This is a genomic window from Arthrobacter sp. 001422645 (assembly GCF_059816125.1).
The window spans coordinates 268,023-294,225 of sequence record NZ_JCBANT010000001.1; the positions used below are offsets into that span (position 1 = coordinate 268,023).

Consider the following 26,203-nt stretch of genomic DNA (forward strand, 5'->3'; position numbering starts at 1 on the left):
TCCGCCGGCAGCCTCGGGTCGAGGCTGCCGGCGGACGCTGCCGGTCAACGCAGCGGAACGATGTCCTCGACGCCCATTCGTGCGGCGTCGGCGGATTCGTCGTCCGGCTGCTCCTGGCTGAGCCGTTCGGCATCGACCCTGGCCAGGTAGTGCTTGATCTCGCCCTCGCGCTGGGCATCGCTCCAGCCGAGGACTTCTCCCATCAGTTTAGCGACTACCGGCGCGGCGGACACACCGCGGTCCCAGGCCTCGATGGAAATCCGGGTCCGGCGGGTCAGGACGTCCTGCACGTGGCGGGCGCCTTCGTGAGTGGCGGCGTACACGGCTTCGGCTGCCAGGTAGTCGTCCGCGCCGGGCAGCGGCTCGGCCAGCTCCGGATTCCCGGCGATGAGCGCCAGCACCTCGGGGGCCATGGCACCGTAGCGGTTGAGCAGGTGCTCGATCCGCGCTACGTGGACCCCGGTCTCCTCGGCCATCCGGTTCCGGCGGTTCCACGCGGCTTTGAATCCGCTGGCGCCCAGCAGCGGAATGGATTCCGTGCAGCTGGGCGGGACGCGTTCGTCCATGCTGCGCGTCGCCTCGTCCACGGCGTCCTTGGCCATAACCCGGTACGTGGTCCATTTGCCGCCGGCCACCACAACGAGGCCGGGAACCGGGTGCGCCACGACGTGCTCGCGGGAAAGTTTGGCCGTGGAGTCGTTTTCACCGGCCAGCAGCGGGCGGAGCCCGGCGTAGACCCCCTCGACGTCCTCGCGCGTCAGCGGGCGTTTTAGGACCCGGTTCACATGCTCGAGGATGTAGTCGATGTCCTTGCTCGATGCGGCGGGGTGGGCCTTGTCGAGGTGCCAGTCGGTGTCCGTAGTTCCGATGATCCAGTGCCGGCCCCAGGGGATGACGAAGAGCACCGATTTCTCAGTCCGCAGGATCAGGCCCACGGTCGACTGGAAGCGGTCCCGCGGCACTACGAGGTGGATGCCTTTGGAGGCGCGCACCTTGAGCTGGCCGCGGTCCGTGACCATGGCCTGGGTTTCGTCCGTCCAGACGCCGGTGGCGTTGATGACCTGCTTGGCCTTGATGTTGAACGTGGAGCCGTCTTCATGGTTGACCACTTTGGCGCCGACCACACGTTCGCCTTCCCGGAGAAAGGCGACGACGGACATCTGGTTCACTGCGTGGGCGCCGTAGTAGGCCGCGGTCCGGACCAGGTTGGCGCAGTATTTGGCATCATCGACCTGTCCGTCGTAGTACCGGATGGACCCGACGAAGGCGTCGTCTTTGAGGCTCGGCGCTGCTCGCAGCGTCCCCCGGCGGCTCAGGTGCTTGTGGAACGGCACGCCCCGGCGCTGGCCGGTGGAGATGGACATGGCGTCGTAGAGGGCTATGCCGGCGCCCACGTAGGGCCGTTCGAGGAAGGGTTTGGTGAGCGGGTACAGGAACGGGACGGGGCGGGCGAGGTGCGGGGCGAGCGCGGAGAGAATCAGGCCGCGTTCGTGAAGTGCCTCTTTGACGAGGGCGAAGTCGAGCATTTCCAGGTAGCGGAGGCCGCCGTGGATGAGCTTCGACGAACGGGAGGACGTGCCTGCGGCCCAGTCGTTGGCCTCGACGATGCCGACGCTGAGGCCGCGCGTGACAGCGTCCAGGGCTGCACCGGTCCCCACGATTCCGCCACCGACGATCAGGATGTCGAGTTCCTTGCCCGGGTCCGTGGTGCCCCTGAGTACCGCGAGCGAAGCTTCGCGTTCCGCAGGCCCCAGGGCACCACCGGTCTTGGGAGAACCGCCGGGAAAACTGTTCATTTTACGCCTCCATCCGGATCAAAGCTCGTAGTGCACCACACTACTTCCAACTTCCCCGGATGGGCAGGGGGCGTCAGTTCCCGGCGTAGGGCGACACCACGACGTCGACGCGCTGGAATTCCTTGAGGTCCGAATAGCCGGTGGTCGCCATCGAACGGCGCAGCGCACCGATCAGATTGGACGTTCCGCTGGTGTGGTGACCCGGTCCGAACAGGACCTCTTCGAGCGGCCCGACGGTGCCGACATTGACCCTGTCGCCGCGGGGAAGTTCAAGGTGGTGCGCTTCCTGGCCCCAGTGCCAGCCCTTGCCGGGCGCTTCCTCGGCGCGGGCGAGGGCACTGCCCAGCATCACGGCGTCGGCCCCCATGGCGATGGCCTTGACGATGTCACCGGAGGATCCCATGCCGCCGTCGGCGATCACGTGGACGTAGCGGCCGCCGGACTCATCCATGTAGTCGCGCCGGGCGGCGGCGACGTCGGAGATGGCGGACGCCATGGGTGAGTGGATGCCGAGGGCGCGGCGGGTGGTGCTTGTGGCTCCGCCGCCGAAGCCGACCAGCACGCCGGCGGCGCCGGTCCGCATGAGGTGCAGCGCCGGGGTGTAGCCGGCGGCCCCGCCGACAATGACGGGAACGTCGAGTTCGTAGATGAACTGCTTGAGGTTCAGCGGCTCGTGGTCCTTCGAGACGTGCTCGGCCGAGACGGTGGTGCCGCGGATGACGAAGATGTCGACGCCGGCGGCAACGACGGTCTTGTAGTGTTCCTGGGTCCGCTGCGGGGTGAGGGAGCCGGCCACGGTGATACCGGCGGCGCGGATCTCGGCGAGCCTGGACGTGATCAGTTCCGGCTGGATCGGGGCCTGGTAGAGCTCCTGCATGCGGCGTGTGACGGCAGGGCTGTTGGTCTCGTCCTGGAGCGCGCCAATCTGGTCCAGCACGGCCTGCGGATCCTCGTAGCGGGTCCAGAGGCCTTCAAGGTCCAGGACGCCGAGCCCGCCGAGGCGGCCCAGCGCGATGACAGTTTCCGGAGACATGGCAGAATCCATGGGCGCCGCGATGACCGGCATGTCGAACTTGTAGGCATCGATCTGCCAGGCGACGGATACATCCTTGGGGTCACGCGTACGTCGGTTGGGGACGATCGCAATGTCATCCAGGGAGTAGGCACGACGCCCACGCTTGCCTCGGCCAATCTCAATCTCGTAAGTCACTGCTCTAGGTTATCCCAGTGGGCGCGCGAGACGCCGATGGCGGGCCGCTGCGGCCCGGCGTGACCGTGGAGCCGGAACGTGCCCGGGGCTGCAGCGGGCAACGGCCATGGGCAGCGCTGCCCATGGCAGCTGCCCACGACATGCCATAACCTGAGGAAATTGGGCCTCGACGAGCGTCCTTGCCCTACCCGTAGGAGGACCACCAATGGCCCGTGGCCTCTTTGGCGCCGATATTGAACTGTTGCGGTCACTGTCAAAAATGCTGGGTCTGAAGCTGACATGAGCGTTCCAACTCCTTTCCCCGCGGGCCAGACCGCGCATCCGCTTGACTACTGGACCTCTCCTGAACTGGCACGGGTCAGTCCGCCCAACGCACCCTCCCGTCTGCGGCAATTGGCAGATGCCCAGGGCACCCTCGCTGCGGCATGGAGCAGCGCCATCGGATCCGGGCCCCTCCTGCTTCTGGCGGGCGGCTTCGTCTCGGCCATGTCAGGCAACCCCGCCTGGGTCTTGATCCTCGGCTTGCTGGGCGTTGCGTTGACTGTGCTGGGCCTGGTCTCCTGGAAGCGGGCACGTGCCACACTGCCGAACACCAGAAAGCTCCTCATCGCCCGTGGCCCGGGGTCGGCGCGCGGCGGCGTCATGATGGTCTCCGTGCTGGCCCTCATTCTGGGCGGTATTCTGGCCACCGCTCTCCCCGGGATCGCTTCCCGGGGAACTGCGACGCTGCTCGCTGTGAGCGGCGCGTACGTTCTCATTGTGGCTCTCCTGGCAGCCTTTATCCTCATCCCGTCCGTAGTTCTGGGACGGGCCCGGCGGTCCTTCCGGCGAAGAATCCAGACAGACCCGGGGCTCCGCGCAGCGGTGGAAGGCGATCTGGCCATTTGGCGCGATCGCACGGAAACGCGGGTTACGGCCCCCTGTAGTGACTGCAGGCAGGAGTCCTGCGGGGACGGGCATCCACCGGATCTGACGCGCAGCATCCGCGCCTCGGCCAGTAGTCTGGCGGGATGACGAAACGCTGGGTTTTCGACGGCCACATCGCCGGGATCGGGACGGAGTCCGGCCTGCGCGTGGTGGTGGGCCTCTGGCAGCAGTCCCCCTTCGGTGCCTTCGCCGACGCCATGGTGGAGTTGCCCTCCGGCCACCGGATCCTGCTCGCCCCGACCGAAGAGGTGGGTGACTTCATCGCTGAGGTCTACAACTTCAACGAGACCCGGGTGGTTGACGTCGCCGCGTCCCGCAGCGGGCACCGGCTCAGGGTCGACGCCGGCCCGCTCCGGATCCGTGCCGCCGTCGGGGCCCGGACAAGCCTGGGCGCCTTTGCCAGGCTGGTCCCCCGGCCGGTGGCCGTGCATCCGCGGTGGCTGCGGGCCGTCAGCCCGCTCGCAGCCCGGCTGAGCGCCGGGGTCCGCACCGCCGGCGCGGCCAGGGGCGGGCGGCAGGAGTACTACGGCGTCACCGACCTGCACCGCATCGACTCGGCGAGCGTCAGTTGGGACGGCGGCGACGCCGGGTCCCTGGCCGCCATCCGGCCCGCCGTCACGTTCGGTTTCAGCAGCGTTCCCCCGGAGCCCAGCCTGGCGCGGGTCCGGACCACGGTGCTCCAGGTCGGCGGCGATGGGAAGAAGTACCCATCTCAGGGCTGACAGGGATGGGCTAGTTTGGGTTCGGAGTCCGGCGGAGCGCCGGAACAACATTGGGGGAATCAATGACGCCGGACATCACTGGAACGGACACGGGGGTGGACCCCGAGGGCACGGCATTCGGTTTGGCCCAGCGCAGGTCCTGGGTCTTCTCCGCCTGGTGGTACCCGGCAGTCCTGTCTGTATCCGGCGCGGTCCAGGCCGGACTCGCCCTGGCCGTTGGCCAGAGCGCGAAAGCGGGCATTGTCCTAGCCAGTCTGGGTGCGGTCTCCGCGGCCTTGGGCTGGGCCCTCACGGCCGGGCATCGGTTCACCCGCAGACCGCCCAAACCCGGATCGGACATCCCCCGGGTGAAACAGGGAATCCGGACCACTCCCATCATGGTCCGGACCATCCTGATCGCCAGCGCGCTGGGTGTTGGTGCACTGGTGTTATTCACGCCCAGGGGCGGCTCACCCGAATCTCTGCCGCTATTGGGAATGCTGGCGATCTGGCCTTTGGGCCTGGCTGTGGGCCTTGCCTATACGCGCCGGCTCATGATCAAAAGTCCCACGCTGTACGCGCAGTGGCTTGAACGCCGCTGACGCGGGCCGGAAGCCCCGACGCACCCAAAAATAATCGATAGTTCACACCGACTTGACAGCATTTGTCAATGGTTTACAAATCGTGAAAATGCCTCTAGGTTTGCTTTCGGCCCGCCGGGGATCTCGCCCGCCGGCCTCCACACCCCGCTCCGGGCGTTCCGCAATGCCCGGTTAAAGAAAGCAGAACCCATGGGAAGTGCATCACTCAGGAAGTCCCGCGTCCTGGCCCTGTCGCTGGCCGCCGTCGTCGGCACCATGGCCCTCGCCGTCAGCCCGGTGCTCGCCGCCCCCGGCACCGGACCGGTTGCCTCGGAGAACCTCCCGGCGCCGGACGTCAACGCCGGCGAGGCGTACACGCAGTTCATCGTGAGCTTTAAGAAGACCCCGGGGAACGCCACCCCCAACGGTCGCGCGAACGCGTGGGGCAAGGCGGCCCGGCAGCAGGGGGTCAGTGTGAAGGAGCTGCGCGCCCTGGCCACCGGAGGAACCCTGATCGCCTCCGACAAGGCCCTCTCCGACCAGGCCGCCAGGGACTTCATGAACGAGATTGTCGCGTCCGGACAGGTCAACGCCGTCGAACCCGATGCCCGCATGACGGCGGTCCTGACGCCCAACGACACGCGCTACGCCGAACAGTGGGACTTCACCGCGGCGAACGGCATGCGCATCCCCGGCGCCTGGGACGTCTCCACCGGCTCCGGCTCCACCGTCGCCGTGATCGACACCGGCATCACGGCGCACCCGGACCTGGACAGCAACGTGCTGGCGGGCTATGACTTCGTCTCGGACGCCACTGCGGCCCGCGACGGGAACGGCCGGGACGCCAACGCCCAGGACCAGGGCGACTGGTACGCCGCCGGCGAATGCGGACAGACCGCGGCCTCCAATTCCTCCTGGCACGGCACCCACGTGGCCGGCACCGTTGCCGCCGTCACGGGCAACGCCACCGGCGTGGCCGGTGTGGCGCCCAACGCCAAGGTGGTCCCGGTCCGGGTCCTGGCCAAGTGCGGCGGGTCCCTCTCCGACATTGCCGACGCCATCATCTGGGCCTCCGGCGGCACAGTCTCCGGCGTCCCCGCCAACGCCAACCCGGCCAAGGTCATCAACATGAGCCTGGGCGGCTCCGGCGCCTGCGGCACCACATACCAGGCCGCCATCGACGCCGCCGTGTCCCGGGGAACCACCGTGGTGGTGGCGGCCGGCAACAGCAACCAGGATGCCTCCGGCTTCCGCCCGTCCAACTGCAACTCGGTAGTCACCGTCGCCGCCAGCAACCCGAGCGGCGCCCTCTCCTACTACTCCAACTACGGCGCCACCGTGGACCTCACGGCTCCCGGCGGGGACACCGGGGTCAGCGGCGGCGGCATCCTCTCCACGATCAACACCGGAACCACAACGCCCGGCGGCGCCGGCTACGCCAGCTACCAGGGCACCTCGATGGCAACCCCGCACGTCGCCGGCCTCGTGGCCCTGATGAAGTCCAAGTCCCCCGCCCTCACTCCGGCCCAGGTCGAGTCCACGCTCCGGCAGGGCACCCGGGCTATGCCGGGCGGCTGCACCAAGGGTTGCGGCGCCGGCCTCTCCGATGCCACGGCCACCATGGGGCTGCTCGGCGGCACCACCCCGCCGCCGTCGGGAAACCTGCTGCTGAACCCCGGCTTCGAGAGCGGTTCGGCCTCTTGGACCTCCAACCACGCGGACACGTTTGAGACCGGAACGAACGCCCGCACCGGCAGCGGCTTCGCCGGCCTGAACGGCTGGGGGTCGTCGACGTCGTACACGCTCGACCAAGCCATCTCCATCCCGTCCTCCGTCACCGGTTCCACCTTGTCCTTCTACCTCAAGACCCTGACCGACGAGACCACCACCGGAACCGCCTACGACACGCTGAAGATCCAAGCCATCAGCAGCGGCGTCACCACCACCTTGGCCACCTACTCCAATCTGAACAAGTCCACCGGCTATGTGCTGAAGACCCTGGACCTGTCCTCCTTCAAAGGAAAGAGCGTCACACTGCGCTTCCTCGGCGCGGAGGATTCCTCGCTCAAGACCTACTTCTTCGTGGACGACACCTCGGTGACGACCTCGTAGCAGCGCCCGCGCCCCAGGAATGGGCATGCCCTCCCTCCCGGGAGGACATGCCCATTCTTCGTGCCCCCTCAGATGCCTTCGGTCTCGTCCACGGTGAGCTGGGATTCGAACATCCGGAAGTAGCGGCCCCGCAACGCCACCAGCTCCTTGTGGGTACCCTGTTCCACGATCCGGCCGTCCTCGAGCATGTAGACCACATCGGCCTTCTCGATGGTGGCGAGGCGGTGGCTGATCGCGATGATGGTGCTGCTGCGATCGGCGAACAGGCGGGTGAAGATCCGGTGTTCCGCGAGGGCGTCGATGGCCGACGTGGGCTCGTCCATGACCATAAAGGAGGCATTCCGGTAGAAGTTCCGGGCCATCGCGAGCCGTTGCCACTGCCCACCGGACAACCCGCTCCCCTTCCGTCCGCGGGGGTCCTCCATCCAGTTGCTGACGTGGTTGTCCAGCCCGTTGGGCAGCTTGTTGATGAACTCCAGAGCCTCCGCATCAGCCGCGGAGCGGCGGATCCGATCGTCGTCGCGCGGTGATTCGACGTCGCCGAAGAGGATGTTCTCCGCCGCGGTGGCGAACTCGTACTTCAGGAACTCCTGGCTGAGCACCGCCAGATGGCGGTGCCAGGACTTGACGTCGACGGCGGCGAGGTCGACGCCGTCGAGCAGCACCTGCCCGGAGTCCGGCCGGTAGAGTCCCGCGAGGATCCGGATCAGGGTGGACTTGCCGGCGCCGTTCTCCCCCACGATCGCAATGTGCTGTCCCTCGCGGATGGTCAGGGAAATGCCCTTGATGACCTCCAGTTCGCTGCCGGTGTACGTGAACCTGATGTCCCGCAGCTCCACGGTGGTGGGTGCCTGCAGCAGGGGCGGGGCGTGGTCGGAGTGCACGGGCATCGCCATAAAGAGCTCGTAGTCCTTGAGGTTCGCCAGGTCCTCGTCGATTGAGCTAAGCGAGGAGACGAGGCTGTTGGCGGTGGACAAGGCGCGGCTGACGATCTGCTGGACGTAGAGGAACTGCCCCACCGGCTGCGCCCGGGCGATGATCTGCCCCACCACCCAGATCAGCGAGACGACCTCCGCGCCGTACTGCAGGGCGTCCGCGGCGAGCTGTTTGGGAATGTAGCGCTTCTGGAAATCCAGCCGCCTCCGTTCGTCCGCGTCGCGCAGCCGGGACCGCAGCCCCATGAGGTATCCGACGATCCCGTAGAGGCGCATCTCGGCGATGTGCTGGGGCCGCAGGAGGTTGGTTTCGATCATCCGCCGCTGCCTGCGCGAATCGACCTGGGTGTTCCAGTGCGCGATCTGCTCGCGGGAGAGCTTGAACTGCAGGTACACGCTGGGCACGATCGCCACGAGGACGATTACCGCGATCCACCAGCTGACCAGCATCAGGGCACCGATCGCGAGGATGACCGAGACCAGCTGGGTGAAGATGGCGGCGATCCGGTCCAGGACGCGGGCGTAGGAATCGGAGAAGCGCTTGGCCCGGTCGTACAGGTCCACTGTCTCTTTGTCGTCATAGCGCCAAAATTCGAGGGCCAGGAACCGCTCATACATCAGGTCGCCCACGATCGCGCCCACCTTGAAGCTCATGAGCTGCTGGATGTACCGGTCCACACTGCTGAACGCGCCCCAGAACAATCCCAGCGCCGCGGTGATGATCACGTAGACAATCGCCTGCTGCCCGGCCGCGGCGTCGCCCGCATAGGCGGCGGCGAGGGACGTCGTCGTCAAGGCGGCGAAGTACGTGGTGACCAGCGGCAGCAGCGCCGAGATCAGCGAACCCAGGACCTTCATCACGACGGCGGCCGGCGAGGCCCGGAAACTGACGCGCAGCACCTGCGCCACAGCCCGCGCGTAGGGCTTCAGAGCCAGTTTGCGCTTCGGCTCACGCGCGGGCAGAAGTTCAGACATGCCTCCAGCCTAGTTGCGGGCGCCGACAGGCGGCTTCGACGCTACCGTGCGCAGAAACAACCAGGCCATGGGGAGAGATCCCCATGGCCTGCTTGCCGCATATCAACGCGGGTTAGCGCGAACCGTAGTTCGGGGCCTCCACCGTCATCTGGATGTCGTGCGGGTGGGACTCCTTCAGTCCGGCCGCCGTAATCCGGACGAACTTTCCGCGGGCCTTGAGCTCCGGCACGGTCGGGGCGCCGGTGTAGAACATGGTCTGGCGGAGGCCGCCGACCAACTGGTACGCCACCGAGGCCAGCGGGCCGCGGTACGCCACCCGGCCCTCGATGCCCTCCGGGATGAGCTTGTCGTCGCCGGAGACGTCGGCCTGGAAGTAGCGGTCCTTGGAGTAGGAGGTGTTCTTCCCGCGGGTCTGCATGGCGCCGAGGGACCCCATGCCGCGGTACAGCTTGAACTGCTTGCCGTTGACGAAGATCAGGTCGCCCGGGGACTCGTCGCAGCCGGCCAGCAGGGAACCGAGCATTACGGTGTCCGCGCCGGCGACCAAGGCCTTGCCGATGTCGCCCGAGTACTGCAGTCCGCCGTCGGCGATCAGCGGAACGCCGGCGGGAATGGCGGCCTTGGCGGACTCGTAGATCGCGGTGATCTGCGGGACGCCGACGCCGGCGACCACGCGGGTGGTGCAGATCGAGCCGGGACCCACGCCCACCTTGATGCCGTCGGCACCGGCGTCGATCAGCGCCTGGGCGCCTTCGCGGGTGGCGGCCTGGCCGCCGATGATGTCCACGTGTGCTGCCACGGGATCGGACTTCAGCCGGCGGATCATGTCGAGGACGCCCTGGGAGTGCCCGTTGGCGGTGTCGACGAAGAGTGCATCCACGCCGGCGTCGATCAGGGCCATGGCCCGCTCCCAGCCGTCGCCGAAGAACCCGATGGCCGCGCCGACCCGCAACCGGCCCTCGTCGTCCTTGGTGGCCAGCGGGTACTGCTCGGCCTTGGTGAAGTCCTTGGTGGTGATGAGGCCCTTGAGCCGGCCCTGCTCATCAACGAGCGGGAGCTTTTCGATTTTGTTGGTGGCCAGCTTGTGCGAGGCCTCCTCGCGGCTGATGCCGACGTGGCCCGTGACGAGGGGCATCTTGGTCATGACGTCGCTGACCAGGCGGAGCGGGAAGTCCGCTTCGGGGACGAAGCGGGTGTCGCGGTTGGTGACGATGCCCAGCAGCCGCATGCCCTCATCCACCACTGGCAGGCCGGAGACCCGGTAATGCGAGCAGATCTCGTCCAGCTCGGCCAGCGTGGCTTCGGGGCCGATGGTCAGCGGGTTGGTGATCATGCCGGATTCACTGCGCTTGACCCGGTCCACCTGGTCCGCCTGGTCGGCGATGGAGAGGTTCCGGTGCACGACGCCGAGGCCGCCCTGGCGTGCCATGGCAATCGCCATCCGCGATTCGGTCACGGTGTCCATCGCCGCGGACAGCAGCGGCGTCTGGACCGAGATGCGCTTGGAGATCCGGGAGGAGGTGTCGGCCTCGGAGGGAATGACATCCGTGTGGCCGGGCAACAGCAGGACGTCGTCATACGTCAGTCCGATGAAGCCGAATGGGTTGTGTTCGGGCTGGGTCATGAGTGCGCCTCTTACCTTGGTTACGGGGTTCACGGGTAGGGATTGCAACAGATGACCAGCCCGTCATTACGGGCATGGCCTGTGCAGAAGTGTTGAATAAATACTAGAACCTTGGCGGCGATCCCCATATTCCGGGGCGGTAATGTGAGCAACGGCACCGGCCGGGGACGCCGCTGCGTCACTTCCAGCCGGTCGCCTTGAGCAGCCGCTTTTCGAACATGGGGATCATGGTCTGGACATACGTCTTGGTCAGATGGTTGTCATCCTTGTAGACGTAGACATTCCCGACGACGGCCGGGCAGATCCCGTCGGCGCAGATGAAGTCGCTCAGGTCCATCAGGTGCAGCCCGGGCACCTTCCCACGGTAAGCGTCCAGGGGCGAGGACCCGGCGAGGGACTCCTGCAGCGGCACGTTGCACTCCGAGGCCTCGGGCCCGTTCTTCTGGACGCATTCGGGCATGTTCAGGTGGAAGCGCGGGTTGTCCCGGATGCCGACCACTTCCATGCCGGCATCGGTGAACGGCTTGATTCCCTCGAGGTACTGCGGCACCTCGGTTTCGAAGGGTGCCTCTTTGTGCGTCAGTGACGCGACGGTGAAGACCGCGTCGGGTTTGTGGTCCAGGACGTACTGGGCGCTGGCCTTGTTGAAGGCGTTGCACTCGGCGTCGCGGTCCGGGGACTCCCCGCCGAAGCGGCAGTTGCCCTTCAGGAGGGCCACGACCTCCCAGCCGTGGCTGCGCGCGATCGGGCCGAGCGCCGCCATGTACTGCTGGGCGTGGGAGTCGCCGAGCACCACGATGCGTTTGGTGACCTTGTCCGGGCGGCTGTTCTGCAGGCAGCCCGCCAGAAGGGGATCACTGGGGACGTTGCCGTCCGTGCACAGCCCGTCAATGTCGGCCCACTCGTTCTTCATTGCCAGAGGAGCCGGGATGATCTTGGCCTCCGGCGTCGGTTTGCCGGCGTTTTCGGGCTTCAGGGCGGCCGCGCCGGGGGTCAGTTCCTTCGGCTGCGCGGCGGCGGCGGCCTCGTCGGCCATCATCTTGCTCTGCCACACGGAGACCGGCCCGGCCAGGAGCGCGCCGCACGCAGCGATCACGACGGCGGTGCGCCAGGCACGGCCTTGGGGCCAGTGCCACTCGCGCAACGGCTTCTCCACGAACCGGGTGGTCAGCACGGCCAGCACGATCGAGGCGGCGACGATCGCCAGACCCTGGACCAGGTTCGGGGCGGTGATGCCCGTCGCGGCGAGGGCCAGCACCAGCAGCGGCCAGTGCCAGAGGTACAGGGCGTAGGAGTTGTCCCCGAGCGCCACGAGCGGCTTCCACGTCAGGAAGCGGTCCACTCCGAAGCGGCTGCCGCTTTGCCCGGCCACGATGATGGCAGCCGCGGCCAGCGTCGGCCAGAGCGCGATGAAGCCGGGGAAGGACCGGTCCACGGTGAGCAGGATGCCGCAGGAGAGCATCGCGGCAAGGCCGGTCCAGCCGAGGATGACCCGCAGGGTTTTGCCGGGGTTGAGGTGCGGCAGCGCGAGCGCCAGCAGCGAGCCCAGGGCGAATTCCCAGAGCCGGGTTCGGGTGTCGAAGTAGGCGTACGCCTGGTTGGTGGCGGTCTGCTCGATCGAAAAGACCAGCGAGGCAACGAAGATGGCGCCGAAGGCCGCGGCCAGAAGGGCGGCGTAGCTCACGCGGTGATCCAACGCGGTCCAGCGGCGCAGCATGCGCTTCAGCAGCGCCGCGCCGGCAAAGACCAGCGGCCAGAGCAGGAAGACCTGGCCCTGGATGGACAGTGACCAGAAGTGCTGCAGCGGGCTGGCGCCCGAGTGGTCCTGCGCGTAATAGTCGACGGCGGTGTCCGCCAGGAGCCAGTTCTGTCGGTACAACAGCGAGGCCCAGGCCTGGTCCAGCACGTCCGGCCAGCGACTCTGGGGCAGGATCAGCCGGGTGCCGGCCAGGACACCGAGGATGACCACAACGACGGCGGGAAGCAGCCGCTTGAGCAGGTGGAGCCAGTGGCTCGCCAGGCGCAGGGGTTTGCCGCCCTCCACTTTGCGGGCGAAGCTGAGTGTCATGAGGAACGCGGAGATGAGCAGGAAGACGTCCACGCCTCCGGAGACCCGCCCGAGCCACACATGGTAGGTCACCACCATGAGGACCGCGAGGGCGCGCAGGCCCTGGACTTCGGGACGGTAGCTTGATTTTGCGCGCGGCTGAGAACCCGCGTCCGCTGGCTGCGGGCTGGCTATGGTTCGCACGTTCGACACAAATAGCCCCTTCAGGCCGGTTTCCAAAGCATTAATGTTACCGATCTGTGACTTGTCTGGCCAATCACGGCGACGCCGGGGCAGCTGCGCCGCCCGGTTCCAAGGACCCCGGAGGCTACCCTTAAACGAGTCTGAGGAGGCCGCATCGTGATCGCACAGCTGCGCATTTGTGTTCCGGAAACGTTGTCCGATGCCGTGATGGACTGCGCCACCGGCGAGCTTGGCATTGCGGAAGTTTCCCGCCAGCGGGGTGCGTCCGTCCTTCCGCCGGGGGACGTCATCCACGTCCTGCTGGCGCGGGAATCGGTGGAGCGCCTGGTGGAAAAACTCCACGCCCTCAATGTCCAGGAACAGGGCTCGATTTCCGTCACCATGCCCGATCTGGTGCTCTCCGACCGGGCGGACAAGGCCACTGCGGAGGCGCCGGGCGAAGGTGCCGACGCCGTGATCTGGGATGAAGTGTCCCGGCAGACCGGCGAAGACTCCCGGCTGACCTGGAGCTTCCTGGCCTTCTTGGTCCTGGCTACTCAGCTGGTGGCGATCGGCATCGTCACGGACTCGACGATCCTGATTGTCGGCGCGATGGCTGTCGGCCCGGAGTTCGGCCCGCTGGCGGCGTTGGCCGTGGCTCTGGTGCAGCAGCAATGGACGCTGGGCCGCCGCGCGGCGCTGGCCCTCGGCGTCGGCTTCCCGGTGGCGATGCTGGCGGCGGCTTTTACGGCGTGGCTCTCCGTGCCGCTGGGCCTGTTCCCTGCCGATGTCCTGGACCGAGGCTCAGCCGCGGATTTCATCTACCACCCGGGCCCGTACTCGCTGATTGTCGCGGTGCTCGCCGGCGTCGCCGGAATGCTGTCCGTCATCAGCCGGCGTTCCGCCGCCCTAACCGGCGTCTTTATTTCCGTGACCACGGTGCCCGCAGCCGGTTTCGTGGCCGTGGCGCTGGTGCTGGGAGAGTTTGAGAAAGCGGCCGGTTCCGCCCTCCAACTGGCCCTGAACCTGCTGGGCATCGTGGCCGCAGCGGTTTCAGTCCTGCTCTTCTACCGCCTCATCACCAAACGGCTGCCGGACGCCGCGGCGTCGCGCTTGAAGCGGATGGCGCTGCGGGCGCAACGCTAGGCCGGCCCGCTATTCCCAGGCAGCGGACTCAAAGAGCCGCTGGCCAAATACCGAGGACATCGAGGCGACGTAGCTCCGGCTCAGGTGGTTGTTGTCCTTGTAGACGTAGGTGTTGCCCACCACCCCGGGGCAGGTTTTCCCGTCGCAGATCAGGTCCGTCATGTCCACCACCGCCAGGCCCGGCACGCGGCCCTGCAGCGCGGCGAGCGGGCTCTTCGCGGCAAGCAGGTCGCGCTGGGGGCGAAGACAGTCCGGATTCCCGGGACCTTTTTCCACGACGCATTCGGCAATGTTGAAGTTGAATCGCGGGTTGTCCCGGATGGCCACGACGTCAACATTCCTCTCATTCCAGTACGCTGCGGTGTCCTCAAGGCCCGGAATGAGCCGTTCGGCAGGAGACGAGGGCGCCGCCATGGTGCCCACCGTGATGATGGCGTCCGGCGGATTGGCAGTCACCTCATCCCGGACGGCCGCGTTGAACTTGTCGCAGCCGGAACCGGTGTCTTCCGCCAGGACACTGAACCGGCAGCCGCCCTTGAGGAGCGAATACACCCGCCAGCCGTGCTGGTAGCCGACCGCATCAATGGCCGCGAGCCATTGCTGGGCATGGGAATCACCCAGCACAAGGACCGTTTTGGCGGCGTCCGCTGGCGCCTCGTTTTGGCCGCAGCTCCTGCGCAGCGTCGCATTCACCGGCTCCAAGTCGCCGTTGCATGGCCCGCCCAGGGTGGCCCAGTCGTTGGGCAGCAGCGCGGGGATGGGCAACAGCGCGGTGTCGCTGTCGGCCCGGCTGACGAAACCGGGCAGGAGCGCCAAGGCGCCGGGGTTGTTCCGTTGCGCCTGCGCCAGGACGGCCTGGGCCTGGAAGTGCTGCACCAGCTGGATCGCTGTCAGGGGCGCGGCAACCACGGCGACGCAGAGGGCGACGGCGAGGGCGGCGCGCCGCCGTCGGGCTTCCGGCCAAGCCCATGACCGCCACGGTTTCTCCACGAAACGGGTGGTGAGGAAGGCAAGCCCCAATGACACGGCAATGATGACGCTGCCCGAAAGCCAACCGGCTTGCTCTTTGCCGCTCCAGGCCAGGGCCAGCACCAGCACCGGCCAGTGCCACAGGTACAGGGCATACGAGTTGTCCCCCAGTTTCACGAGCGGGCCGGCGCTCAGAAGACGGTCCACTCCCCAGCGGCTCTGCGTCTGACCGGCCAGGATGACACAGCCGGCGGCCAGCGTCGGCCAAAGCGCCGCGAAGCCCGGGAAGGCCCCCTCCACATCCAGGATGAAGCCGCAGCTGACCATGGCCAGCACGCCGGCCCAGCCGAGGAACACGCGCACCGGCTGGGACAGAAAGGCCAGCCGCGGCAGGAACAGCGCCAGGAGCGTGCCCAGGGCAAACTCCCAGAGGCGTGCGCCGGTGTCAAAGTAGGCCTGGGTCTGGCTCGTGGCCGTGTAGAAGACAGAAAACGCCAGCGAGGCCAGGAAGATGCCGGCGAAAATGTAGCTGAGAAGTGTCCGGTAGCGGAGCCTGTACCTGCGGGCCAGGAAGGCGGCGCCGGCGAAGATGAGCGGCCACAGGATGAAGACCTGCCCCTGGATGGACAGGGACCAGAAATGCTGCAGCGGACTGGCCGTTGCGTGGTCTGCGGCGTAGTAGTCGACGGCGTCAGCCTGCAGCAGACGGTTTTCCACGTAGAACAGCGATGCCCAGCTTTGGGAGACCACGTCCGGAAAACGGGTCCGTGGCAGCAGCAGGTAGCTGGCGGCCAGTGCGCTGAGAATGACGAGGGCCGCCGCCGGCAGGAGCCGCCGGAAGAGGTGGAGCCAGTGCTTGATCAGTGCCATCTGCGAGCCGCGATCGTAGCGGCCCACGAACTGCAGAGTCATCAGGAACGCCGAGATCAGGAGGAAAACATCGACCCCGCCCGAGACCCGGCCAAACCAGATATGGTACGTGACCACCATCAGCACGGCGAGGGATCGCAAGCCCTGGATTTCCGGCCTGAACTTGGTCGCCCGTCCGGACCGGTGCCGGGTGCCCGTTTCGCGCGGCAAGACCAGCGTTCCCGCTCCAGACATACAAACCCCTTAAAACAACACAAGACAGCGAAAGCCACTATACAACCCGGGAATTTTGTCCATGCAGCCGACGGCGGGACCGGTGCCATCGCCGCCAAGACAACGTCTGGCCGCCCCGGGTAACAAAAAGGACCGGACCAGCAGACGCTGATCCGGTCCTTTTAGGGCGCGGAGTCCTTAGTGCTGGTGTCCTGCGTGCTCGTCTTCGTCGGCCGGCTTCTCGACCACGAGGGTTTCCGTGGTGAGCACCAGTGCGGCGATGGATGCCGCGTTGCGGAGGGCCGCACGCGTCACCTTCACCGGGTCAATGACGCCGGCGGCGATCAGGTCTTCGTATTCGCCGGTCTTGGCGTTGAAGCCCTGGTTGAGCGCCGATTCGGCAACCTTGGCCACGACAACGTAGCCGTCGAACCCGGCGTTCTGCGCGATCCAGCGCAGCGGCTGGGTCAGTGCCCGGCGGACGATACCGACAGCCGCGGCCGCGTCACCTTCGAGTGCCTGGACGGCGGGGTCCTCGTCGAGTGCCTTGAGGGCGTGGATGAGGGCGGAGCCGCCGCCGGCCACAATGCCTTCTTCAAGGGCGGCGCGGGTGGAGGACACGGCATCTTCGATGCGGTGCTTCTTTTCCTTCAGCTCGACCTCGGTGGCTGCGCCAACCTTGATCACGCCGATGCCGCCGGCCAGCTTGGCCAGGCGTTCCTGCAGCTTTTCCTTGTCCCAGTCGGAGTCGGTGCGGGTCAGCTCGGCGCGCAGCTGGGAAACCCGGGCTGCCACGTCCTCTGCCGATCCGGCGCCGTCAACGATCGTGGTGTTGTCCTTGGTGACCGTGATGCGCCGGGCGGTACCCAGTACCTCGAGGCCCACCGTGTCCAGGCTGAGGCCCAGTTCCGGGGAGACAACCTGTGCACCCGTGAGGGTCGCGATGTCCTGCAGCATGGCCTTGCGGCGGTCACCGAAGCCCGGGGCCTTGACGGCAACGACGTTCAGGGTGCCGCGGATACGGTTGACGATCAGCGTGGAGAGTGCCTCGCCGTCGACGTCCTCGGCGATGATGAAGAGCGGCTTGGAGCTCTGCAGCGCCTTTTCCAGCAGCGGCAGGAAGTCCTGGACGGACGAGATCTTGCCCTGGTTGATCAGGATCAGGGCGTCCTCGAGGACTGCTTCCTGGCGTTCCGCGTCGGTGACGAAGTACGGGGACAGGTAGCCCTTGTCGAACTGCATGCCCTCGGTGAGGACCAGTTCGGTCTGCGTGGTGGAGGACTCCTCGATGGTGATCACACCATCCTTGCCGACCTTGCCGAATGCCTCGGCCAGGAGCTCGCCTACCTCGTCGCTCTGGGCGGAGATGGAGGCGACGTTGGCGACCTGGGTGCCTTCGACCGGGCGGGCGTTCTCGAGCAGGCGGGCGGCGACAGCCTCAACAGAGACCTCGATGCCGCGCTTGATCTGTCCCGGAGCGGCGCCGGCCGCAACGTTGCGGAGGCCTTCTTTGACCAGGGCCTGTGCCAGCACGGTGGCGGTGGTGGTGCCGTCACCGGCAACATCGTTGGTCTTGGTGGCGACCTCCTTGGCAAGCTGCGCGCCAAGGTTCTCGTACGGGTCGTCCAGTTCGACTTCACGGGCGATGGTGACGCCGTCGTTGGTGATTGTGGGGGCGCCCCACTTCTTGTCCAGCACGACGTTGCGGCCGCGCGGGCCAAGCGTCACCTTGACCGTGTTGGCGAGCTTATCGATGCCGGCTTCAAGCGACCGGCGGGCAGCGTCGTTAAACGCAAGCTGCTTTGCCATGGTTTTGTCCTTTCAAGACAGAACCCCGCGCAACTGACCCGTCAAAGAAGGATCGGCGGCGCGGGGTCCAAGAGAGTTACTTTACGACGATCGCCAGCACGTCGCGGGCGGACAGCACGAGGTACTCGGTGCCGCCGGTCTTGACTTCAGTTCCGCCGTACTTGGAGTAGATGACGACGTCGCCAACGGTGACGTCGATCGGGACGCGGTTGCCGTTGTCGTCAAAGCGGCCGGGGCCTACTGCGACAACTTCGCCTTCCTGCGGCTTTTCCTGCGCGGAGTCCGGGATAACCAGGCCGGAAGCCGTGGTCTGCTCGGCTTCGAGCGGGCGGACAACAATACGATCCTCAAGAGGCTTAATAGAGACCGACAAGGACCTCTCCTTTTCGTCAGCAAATTCGTGGACTTTAAAGCTGTGGTGCCAAGGCGTACAGACCGTCGTCGCGGTGCCGGCAGCCGCCTGGCTGTAAAGCTTCAGGTGTTAGCACCCTCCTAGGGAGAGTGCTAATGACGACTCTATGTAAGTAGTTAGCACTCGGTCAAGGCGAGTGCCAGAAATTCGCTCCCGGTGGACTCGGGGCGCCCGGGCATTGTGGTCTCCCGGGGCCCCGGGCACCGGACATGCCCACCGGGGCGGGGCTGCGGCGGGGGGACATGCCCAGTCCTAGCGGCGGCCAGTGAACACTTCGGCATTGTGCTCACTCGTGGCCCCGCGCACGGGACATGTCCACCGGGGCGGGACTGCAGCGGCGGGTTGTTACCGCCCGCCGAGGTCCGCGAAGTCCACGTCCTCGCCGTTGTCCTCATCGTCGGGGCCGGGCTCGTTCCGGTGCCGGTACAGCATGAGGCCTCCGGCAGCGGCCAGCACGATCCCCGTGACCAGGAAGACGATGCCGCCGATGCGGGCGGCCGCGTAGCTGTCGCGGATGGCCTTCGCCTCGTCGGTGGCGTCGGTGACGTCCTTGCCGCCGACGGAATAAACGGTGGCGTTGAAGGAGTCCAGGAAGAAGATGATGACCAGGAGTGCGGCGCAGACGACGGCGATGACGGCGCCCGCGATCAGCGCCGGCCGGGCGTAGCGGGCCAGTCCCTGCCGGGCGGGACGTTCCCCGTCGGTGTCCTGCTGCGCGGCGCCGTCCTCCGGGTAGTTTTCGTCCGGGCCGCTGTTTGCCGTGCTGCTGTATTCCATGCCGTCAACCCTATCGGGCGCGCAGCTGCAGCCGTGCGCTGAACTAGGCTTGTTCCCATGGCTGACGCACCGCAGGACCAGATCGCCCCGCTTCTGAACCCCGAAGGCTGGGAGCTGCTGGCGTCGCTTGGCCCTTACCGCGAGGACGAGGCGTTCAGGCTCAATGCGTCACTCCGGAAGGCCGGACACTCCCCCGAGCTGGTCTCCGCCGTCCTCACCCAGTCGCGGCTGCGGACCAAGGCCGAGGCCAAGTTCGGCGAGTTCGCCCGGCAGATGATCTTCACCCAGGCGGGCTTGGAGCAGGCCACCCGGCTCACCGTGGCGGCCCGGCACGCCCAGCGCTTCGCGGAAGCCGGCGTGCAGCATGTAGCGGATCTCGGCTGCGGCCTCGGCGCCGATGCCATGGCGCTCGCTTCCCTGGACATCACGGTCACGGCCGTGGAAATGGACGAAACGACCGCGGCCTGCGCCATGATGAACCTCATCCCGTTCCGGAACGCCACCGTGGTGCATTCCGATGCGATGACCGTTGCCCTCGACGGGGTGGACGGCGTCTGGCTGGACCCGGCACGCCGGACCACCTCCACCTCGGGCACAAAGCGGCTCTGGGATCCGGAGGACTTTTCCCCGCCGCTGTCCTTCGTCGAGTCCCTGGCCGCCGCCGGCCTGGCCGTTGGTGTGAAGATGGGCCCGGGCATGCCCCACGATTCGGTGCCCAAGGACTGCGAAGCCCAGTGGGTGTCGGTGGGCGGGGACGTCACCGAAGTGGCGTTGTGGTTCAACGCAGTGCGGCGTCCAGGGATCCGGCGGGCTGCCCTGCTGCTCGGCCCCGGCGGCGCTGCGGAGCTCACCAGCGCCGAAGACTTCGACGGCGGCCCGTCCGCCCCGGTGGGGCCGGTCGAGGGGTACCTCTACGAGCCCGACGGCGCCATCATCCGCGCCGGACTGGTGGCCGACGTCGCACTCCAGCTGGGCGGGCACCTCGTAGACGAGCACATCGCCTACATCTGCGCCCCGGAGCTGCGGGACACCCCCTTTGCCCGGGCGTACAAGGTGCTGGACGTGATGCCTTACAACGTCAAGGCGCTTAAGGCCTGGGTCAAGGACCAGGGCATCGGGGTGCTGGACATCAAGAAGCGCGGCACGTCCGTGACCCCGGAGGAGCTCCGCAAGCAGCTGCTCCCCGGTGGAAAGGGCAAGGGCAAGAAAACGGCCACCCTGGTCCTCACCAGGATCGGCGAGGAGCGGGTGGCCATTTCGGTGGAGCCGGTCTAGGCGCGCCCTTCGCATACCGGGCTGCCGGAGCCGGGCATTCCCGGAAGGCTACTGGGCCCGCATGAAGTCCTCGGCCGCCTGGACCTGCTCGTCGCTGGGCCGGATCCCGGTGTACAGGACGAACTGCTCCAAGGCCTGGATGGTCGCCACCTCCGCACCGGTGATCACCGTCTTGCCTGCCGCGCGGGCGGCTTTGATGAGCGGCGTCTCGGCCGGCAGCGCCACGACGTCGAACACCACCTTTGCGGCGTCGATGACCCCCTGCGGAAAGGACAGCGCGTCGGCCTCCGCTCCCCCTGCCATACCAATAGGGGTCACGTTGATGATCATGTCCGCGGCGCTGGACGGATCGACGTCGGAGCGCCAGGCGAAACCGTAGAGCCCGGCCTGCGCCCTTCCCGCTTCCTCGTTGCGGGCGATGACCGTGACGTCCCGGAAGCCGGCGTCGCGCAGGGCAGCAGCAGTGGCTTTCGCCATGCCGCCGGCGCCTCTCAGCAGCACCGAGTGGGTGGAGGGCACGGCGTTGCGCTGCAGCAGCTGCTCGATCGCCGTGTAGTCGGTGTTGTACGCGGTGAGCGTGCCGCCGTCGTTGACGATCGTGTTGACCGAATCGATGGCTTTCGCGGACGGGTCCATCACATCCACCAGGGCAATGACGTCTTCCTTGTACGGCATCGACACGGCGCAGCCGCGGATTCCGAGGCCGCGCACGCCGGCGATCGCCTGGGCGAGGTCCGTGGGGGCGAAGGCCTTGTAGATCCAGTTCAGGCCCAGCTGTTCATACAGGTGGTTGTGGAAGCGCGTCCCGTTGTTGCTCGGCCGGGCCGAGAGCGAGATGCAGAGGGTCATGTCTTTATTCAGGATGGGCACCACTCCATTAAACGCCAGAGCCGCTAAATACCAGCGCCGTTAGTGCCGGTCCCGCCCGCTGCGGTCAGCCGCAGCCGGTCCCCGGCGGCTGTGACCCGACGGCGACCGGAAGCTTTCCCGGGGCCTTGGCGTGCCCGGCAAGGACGGCGGCCAGCGCGTCGAACGCGCCTTGGCTGCGGCCGTAGACGGCGATTTTGGCGGGGGCCCGGGAGCCTGCCAGCGGCCACGGGGCGTCGAGGGCCACCGCTACGTCCGCCGTTCCCGGCTTGGCCGGTGCGCCGCCGGAGCCGATCAGCGACACGAGCGGGCCTTCGCCGATGCCGATCCCGGCGTTCCGGGCGGAGGCAGCGAAGCGTGACCGGTCCTGGGCGGAGCCGCCGGTCACGCGGACGCTGGCCGGCACGATCCGTCCATCGCAGGGCCCGGACAGCACTGTGATGGCCGCTTGGGAGACCTTGTGTGACATTTCGGCGCCGCTGCCGGGGTCCGTTCCCGGTTTCGCGCCGGCGCGGCCCCGCCAGATCATCATGGTGACGACGCGCTGTGCCGCCTCGGCGAGCCGTTCGGGCGGCAGTGTGCCGCTGTTCAGGGCGCGCATGATGGCGGCATGGGCCGACTCCACATTCGAGGGCATCAGCAGCAAGTCGGCGCCCGCGGCGAGTGCCAGCGGCGCAGCGGAGTCGTGCGGAAACTGTTTCCGGATGGCGCCCATGTTGAGCGCGTCGGTGACGGCCACGCCGTCGAACCCCATCCTGCGCAATTCCGCGTACGCCGGCCTGGACACCGACGCCGGGACGCCGGGCTCGAGTGCCGGCACGGCGATGTGGCCGACCATGACCATCGGCAGTCCGGCGTCGATGGCGGCCTGGAAGGGCAGCAGGTCCTTCGCGCGGAGCTGGGCGAGGCTTGCGCCCTGGACGGGCAGCCCGGCGTGGGAATCCACGCTGACCGAGCCGTGGCCCGGAAAGTGCTTCGCGGCCGGCAGCAGCCCGGAGGCCAGCATCCCCTGCGAGAAGGCAACGCCGAAGCCGGACGCCTGTTTGGCGTTCCCGGACATGGACCGGGCGCCGATGGTCGGATCGGCCGGACCCATGGTGACGTCGGTGGTCGGCGCGAAGTTGGTGTTGAAGCCGAGTGCGGCCAGTTCAGAAGCCATGGCCCGGCCCGCGTCGGCGGCCAGCGGTCCGCTGCCTGCCGCGCCGTAGCTCATCGGCGCGGGCCATTCGGTCAGCGGCGCCCGCAGCCGGGCCACCACCCCGCCTTCCTGGTCGACGCCGATCAGGCCCGGCCAGCTGCGGCCGCCGGCACGGGCCGCGGCCTGGAGCCGGCCGGTCACGCTGTGCATGGCCGCGGTGTCCACCTTGCCATCCGGCGTACCGGGGACGTTGTCACCCATGATGATGGAACCGGCCAGGTGCAGTCGTTCGATGACCGCGGCGTGGGCGTTGTGGTTGAGCCCGGTGTAGAACGGCATCAGAACCTGCCCCGCGCGCTCCTCGGGGCTCATCGCGGCAACAGCCTTTGCCGCGGCGTCCGCGTCCCGCTGCTGGGGTCCCCAGCCGAGCGGCCGGGCCGCAGCGGAGGATGAAGCGGCCGGCGTGCCGGTCCCGGGCGTGGACGGCGCCGGCGGGTCCGATGGCTGCCGGGCGGATCCGGTCTGGGCGGGGGCCGCGGAACCTCGCGAGGGGTCCGGCGTCGGAGGCCCGGAGCAGGAAGCGATTCCGGGGAAAAGCCCCAGCATGAGCGTCAGTACCGCTGCGGTCCGAATACTTTTGTGAACACTTTCACGTGTTCTCTGCAATCTGGCCACCGGCTCGATGTTACCCCTGCACTAGACTTGGACCACTGTTGCCTCGCCAACTGTCCGGCGACTCCGCCCGTGACGTTGCAGGTCGGGGCAGGCAAAAGGACAGCTAAACAATGAAGGGACCACATGAAGATTGATTTCGCTTCATCCAGGCAATCAACTCTTGGTGTGGAATGGGAACTCGCCCTGGTGGACGCCGAAACCGGGGAGCTGGCCTCTGTGGCCAAAGAGGTCCTCCGCGGTGTCGCCGCGAAGCATCCCGAGCTGAACGAGGACGACGAGCACCCGCACATCAAGCAGGAGCTGCTCCTGAACACGGTGGAGTTGGTCACCGGAATCTGCAACACCGTGGCCGAGGCCAAAGCGGACCTGAGCAGTTCCCTCGCCGCCGTCCGGGACGTCACCGATCCCATGGGCGTCGAAATCTTCTGCGCCGGCAGCCACCCGTTCAGCCCCCCGCAGCTGCAGCCCGTGACCGACAAGGAGCGCTACGCCAAGCTCATTGACCGCACGCAGTGGTGGGGCCGCCAGATGGTCATCTACGGCGTCCACGTGCACGTGGGCCTGGACAGCCGCGACAAGGTCCTCCCCGTTCTGGACGGGCTGGTGAACTACTTCCCGCAATTCCAGGCGCTGTCCGCTTCCAGCCCGTTCTGGGGCGGCGAGGACACCGGATACGCCTCCCAGCGGGCGCTGATGTTCCAGCAGCTGCCGACCGCCGGGCTGCCCTTCCAGTTCGCCAGCTGGGAAGACTTCGAGGCGTACGCCCAGGACATGTTCACCACCGGTGTGATCGACTCGCTCTCCGAGATCCGCTGGGACATCCGGCCCGTCCCGCACTTCGGCACCATCGAGATGCGCATCTGCGACGGCCTGGCCACCCTCGAGGAAGTCGGCGCCATCGCGGCCCTGACGCAGTGCCTCGTCGACGAGTTTTCCACGACGCTGGACAACGGCGGCACCATCCCCACCATGCCGCCCTGGCATGTCCAGGAGAATAAATGGCGTGCGGCCCGCTACGGCCTGGACGCCATCATCATCCTCGACGCCGCGGGCAACGAGCAGCTGGTTACCGACCACATCCGCGAGACGGTGGCCCGACTTGAACCCGTCGCGGTGAAACTGGGCTGCGCCGCGGAGCTGGCCGACGTCCTGAAGATCGTCGAGCGTGGCGCCGGATACCAGCGGCAGCGGCGCGTGGCGGCGGAGCACGGCGGCGACCTGCGCGCGGTCGTACTGGACCTGGTCAAGCAGATGCGCAAGGGCCCCGAAGCCTAGACCCGGCCGTCACGTCGCACGCCCTCAGGCCGAGACCGTGGTGACCGGCATCGAGGAGTCCGGCGCGAAGCCGATGCCGCTCGGCGCGATCCCTGCCATCACCAGCTGGGCGCCGAGGGCCGCCACCATGGCGCCGTTGTCGGTGCAGAGGGCCAGCGGCGGGACGGTCAGCCGGATTCCGGCGGCGTTGCAGCGCTGTTCCGTGAGCTGGCGCAGCCGTGAATTCGCCGCCACGCCGCCGCCCAGCAGCAGTTCGGTGATGCCGTTCTCCCGGCAGGCCAGCACCGCTTTGGATGTAATGATGTCCACCACGGCTTCCTGGAATGCCGCGGCGATGTCCGCTACAGGCACCGTCTCGCCGCGGGCCTCGAATTGCTCCACGCAGCGGGCGACGGCGGTTTTGAGTCCGCTGAACGACCAGTCGTAGCGGTGCGGGCCGGGCTGGTCCGCGGTCCCCATGTACTTGGGCTGGCTGAGGCCGCGCGGGAAGCGGATGGCCTTGGCGTTTCCGGTGCGTGCCAGCTTGTCGATGGCCGGCCCGCCCGGGTAGCCCAGGCCCAGGAGCCGCGCCACCTTATCGTAGGCTTCGCCGGCGGCGTCGTCGATCGTGGATCCGAGCAGCTCCACGTCAGCGGTGATGTTCCGGATCCGCAGGATTTCGGTGTGCCCGCCGGAGACCAGCAGGGCGCCCAAGTTTTCCGGCAAAGCGTTCGCGGGTAGAGCGTTGGCCGCGAAGGCCTGCGGGCCGCCGTCGTCCGTCTGGAGCAGCCCGACGCCGACGTGAGCGACGAGGTGGTTGATGGCGTAGAGCGGTTTGCCCGTGGCGACGGCGAGGGCCTTGGCCGCGCAAACTCCGACCATCAGGGCTCCGGCGAGTCCCGGTCCGGACGTGACGGCGATCGCGTCGATGTCCTCGAGCGTCACTCCGGCCTCGGCCAGGGCTTCGCGGAGGGTGGGGACGAAGGCGTCCAGGTGTGCCCGGGAGGCGATCTCGGGAATCACGCCGCCGAACCGGACGTGTTCATCCATGGAGGAGGACACGGTGTTGGTCAGCAGCTGTGTTCCGCGGACAATGCCGACGCCGGTTTCGTCGCACGAGGATTCGATGCCGAGGACCAGCGGCCCGTCGTGCTGTGGGCTGTTCATGGGCGGCCTGCTTCCGTGGGCGTCGTGTCTGGTTCCGGAGCGCCGAGCCGGAGCCGCATGATCAGCGCGTCAACGCCGTCGCGGTAGTACCGGGGCCGGACGTGGATCTGTTCGAACCCGTAGCGGCGGTAGAGCTGCTGGGCCCGGGGGTTGTCGGCGCGGACTTCCAGGAGCACGTCGTCGGCGCGGCGGAGCAGGCTTTCCCGGATGAGTTCGGTGAGCAGCGCCGAGCCGATTCCTTTGCCTTCCTGTTCCGGCACGACGGCGATGGTCTGGACGTCCGCGATGGGCCGGATGCACATCAGCCCCGCGTAGCCCACAATCCGCCCGGCCAGTTCGGCCACGACGTAGCGCCGGGTCGCGGCCTGCGCCAGCTCGGCCGAGAACATCTGCAGCGGCCAGGCGTCCACCGGGAACAGCCTGCGCTCCAAGTCATGGACGGCAGGGATGTCCGCGGCAGTCATATCGCGCAGGGTCACCCCGCCGGGCAGCTGTGCCGGGCCGGTGTCCTGCCCGGCGCCGTGTCCTCCATTCCGTGCC

General features: G+C 67.5%; 20 protein-coding genes. 7 read left to right on the forward strand and 13 right to left on the reverse strand.

Going from position 1 to position 26,203, the window contains the following annotated elements; all coding sequences use genetic code 11:
- Positions 1-44 precede the first annotated feature (44 nt).
- On the reverse strand, positions 45-1,796 hold the full coding sequence (locus tag AC6EUH_RS01205; protein ID WP_056425433.1) for a glycerol-3-phosphate dehydrogenase/oxidase: 1,752 nt from the start codon (positions 1,794-1,796) through the stop codon (positions 45-47).
- Between the two features lie 73 nt (positions 1,797-1,869).
- Complete coding sequence (locus AC6EUH_RS01210) at positions 1,870-3,006, reverse strand: GuaB3 family IMP dehydrogenase-related protein (RefSeq protein ID WP_056425431.1); 1,137 nt, start codon at positions 3,004-3,006, stop codon at positions 1,870-1,872.
- A 279-nt stretch (positions 3,007-3,285) separates the two neighbouring features.
- Here AC6EUH_RS01210 and AC6EUH_RS01215 point away from each other — a divergent pair, with 279 nt between their 5' ends.
- The 4 genes from AC6EUH_RS01215 to AC6EUH_RS01230 all read left to right on the forward strand — a co-directional run bounded on the left by AC6EUH_RS01215 (position 3,286) and on the right by AC6EUH_RS01230 (position 7,327).
- The gene (locus AC6EUH_RS01215; RefSeq protein ID WP_499737579.1) at positions 3,286-4,020 is read left to right on the forward strand and encodes a hypothetical protein; all 735 of its coding nucleotides are present in this window, start codon (positions 3,286-3,288) and stop codon (positions 4,018-4,020) included.
- Complete coding sequence (locus tag AC6EUH_RS01220; protein WP_499737580.1) at positions 4,017-4,655, forward strand: hypothetical protein; 639 nt, start codon at positions 4,017-4,019, stop codon at positions 4,653-4,655. The genes AC6EUH_RS01215 and AC6EUH_RS01220 overlap by 4 nt, the downstream gene beginning before the upstream one ends.
- Positions 4,656-4,717: 62 nt before the next feature.
- On the forward strand, positions 4,718-5,236 hold the full coding sequence (locus tag AC6EUH_RS01225; RefSeq protein WP_499737581.1) for a hypothetical protein: 519 nt from the start codon (positions 4,718-4,720) through the stop codon (positions 5,234-5,236).
- 189 nt (positions 5,237-5,425) lie between these two features.
- Positions 5,426-7,327 (forward strand): S8 family peptidase, encoded by a 1,902-nt coding sequence (locus AC6EUH_RS01230; protein ID WP_499737582.1) that lies wholly within the window; start codon positions 5,426-5,428, stop codon positions 7,325-7,327.
- 68 nt (positions 7,328-7,395) lie between these two features.
- Here AC6EUH_RS01230 and AC6EUH_RS01235 read toward each other — a convergent pair whose 3' ends face one another.
- The 3 genes from AC6EUH_RS01235 to AC6EUH_RS01245 form a co-directional block, all read right to left on the reverse strand.
- Positions 7,396-9,237, reverse strand: coding sequence for an ABC transporter ATP-binding protein (locus AC6EUH_RS01235; protein ID WP_499737583.1), 1,842 nt, complete (start codon positions 9,235-9,237; stop codon positions 7,396-7,398).
- 112 nt (positions 9,238-9,349) lie between these two features.
- Positions 9,350-10,861: an IMP dehydrogenase gene (gene guaB, locus AC6EUH_RS01240; RefSeq protein ID WP_056425419.1), complete on the reverse strand. Its 1,512-nt coding sequence runs from the start codon at positions 10,859-10,861 to the stop codon at positions 9,350-9,352.
- Between the two features lie 178 nt (positions 10,862-11,039).
- Positions 11,040-13,112, reverse strand: coding sequence for an acyltransferase family protein (locus AC6EUH_RS01245; protein ID WP_499737793.1), 2,073 nt, complete (start codon positions 13,110-13,112; stop codon positions 11,040-11,042).
- A gap of 156 nt (positions 13,113-13,268) precedes the next feature.
- Here AC6EUH_RS01245 and AC6EUH_RS01250 point away from each other — a divergent pair, with 156 nt between their 5' ends.
- Positions 13,269-14,237: a DUF389 domain-containing protein gene (locus AC6EUH_RS01250; RefSeq protein ID WP_235500077.1), complete on the forward strand. Its 969-nt coding sequence runs from the start codon at positions 13,269-13,271 to the stop codon at positions 14,235-14,237.
- Between the two features lie 9 nt (positions 14,238-14,246).
- Here the strand turns inward: AC6EUH_RS01250 and AC6EUH_RS01255 are convergent, their stop codons facing one another.
- The 4 genes from AC6EUH_RS01255 to AC6EUH_RS01270 all read right to left on the reverse strand — a co-directional run bounded on the left by AC6EUH_RS01255 (position 14,247) and on the right by AC6EUH_RS01270 (position 19,287).
- A complete protein-coding gene (locus AC6EUH_RS01255) occupies positions 14,247-16,310 on the reverse strand; it encodes an acyltransferase family protein (RefSeq protein ID WP_499737584.1) in 2,064 nt (687 codons plus the stop codon).
- Positions 16,311-16,487: 177 nt separating this feature from the next.
- Positions 16,488-18,098 (reverse strand): chaperonin GroEL, encoded by a 1,611-nt coding sequence (gene groL / locus AC6EUH_RS01260; protein WP_056425412.1) that lies wholly within the window; start codon positions 18,096-18,098, stop codon positions 16,488-16,490.
- Positions 18,099-18,174: 76 nt separating this feature from the next.
- Positions 18,175-18,471: a co-chaperone GroES gene (groES, locus tag AC6EUH_RS01265; RefSeq protein WP_024367421.1), complete on the reverse strand. Its 297-nt coding sequence runs from the start codon at positions 18,469-18,471 to the stop codon at positions 18,175-18,177.
- A 384-nt stretch (positions 18,472-18,855) separates the two neighbouring features.
- Positions 18,856-19,287, reverse strand: a complete 432-nt coding sequence (locus AC6EUH_RS01270) for a hypothetical protein (protein ID WP_235500076.1) — start codon at positions 19,285-19,287, stop codon at positions 18,856-18,858.
- A gap of 57 nt (positions 19,288-19,344) precedes the next feature.
- On the opposite strand from AC6EUH_RS01270, the gene AC6EUH_RS01275 reads away from it, so the two are divergent.
- Positions 19,345-20,562, forward strand: coding sequence for a THUMP-like domain-containing protein (locus AC6EUH_RS01275; protein ID WP_056425409.1), 1,218 nt, complete (start codon positions 19,345-19,347; stop codon positions 20,560-20,562).
- 48 nt (positions 20,563-20,610) lie between these two features.
- Here the strand turns inward: AC6EUH_RS01275 and AC6EUH_RS01280 are convergent, their stop codons facing one another.
- Both AC6EUH_RS01280 and AC6EUH_RS01285 read right to left on the reverse strand, forming a co-directional pair.
- Positions 20,611-21,432 carry a shikimate 5-dehydrogenase gene (locus tag AC6EUH_RS01280; RefSeq protein WP_499737585.1) on the reverse strand — a complete coding sequence of 274 codons (822 nt, stop codon included), beginning with the start codon at positions 21,430-21,432 and terminating at the stop codon, positions 20,611-20,613.
- 64 nt (positions 21,433-21,496) lie between these two features.
- Positions 21,497-23,173, reverse strand: coding sequence for a glycoside hydrolase family 3 protein (locus AC6EUH_RS01285; protein WP_499737586.1), 1,677 nt, complete (start codon positions 23,171-23,173; stop codon positions 21,497-21,499).
- 192 nt (positions 23,174-23,365) lie between these two features.
- On the opposite strand from AC6EUH_RS01285, the gene AC6EUH_RS01290 reads away from it, so the two are divergent.
- Complete coding sequence (locus tag AC6EUH_RS01290) at positions 23,366-24,517, forward strand: glutamate--cysteine ligase (RefSeq protein WP_499737587.1); 1,152 nt, start codon at positions 23,366-23,368, stop codon at positions 24,515-24,517.
- A gap of 24 nt (positions 24,518-24,541) precedes the next feature.
- On the opposite strand, the gene tsaD is transcribed toward AC6EUH_RS01290, so the two are convergent.
- Both tsaD and rimI read right to left on the reverse strand, forming a co-directional pair.
- The gene (gene tsaD / locus AC6EUH_RS01295; RefSeq protein ID WP_499737588.1) at positions 24,542-25,663 is read right to left on the reverse strand and encodes a tRNA (adenosine(37)-N6)-threonylcarbamoyltransferase complex transferase subunit TsaD; all 1,122 of its coding nucleotides are present in this window, start codon (positions 25,661-25,663) and stop codon (positions 24,542-24,544) included.
- Positions 25,660-26,127: a ribosomal protein S18-alanine N-acetyltransferase gene (gene rimI, locus AC6EUH_RS01300; RefSeq protein ID WP_056426591.1), complete on the reverse strand. Its 468-nt coding sequence runs from the start codon at positions 26,125-26,127 to the stop codon at positions 25,660-25,662. Before rimI ends, tsaD begins: the two co-directional genes overlap by 4 nt.
- Positions 26,128-26,203 lie beyond the last annotated feature (76 nt).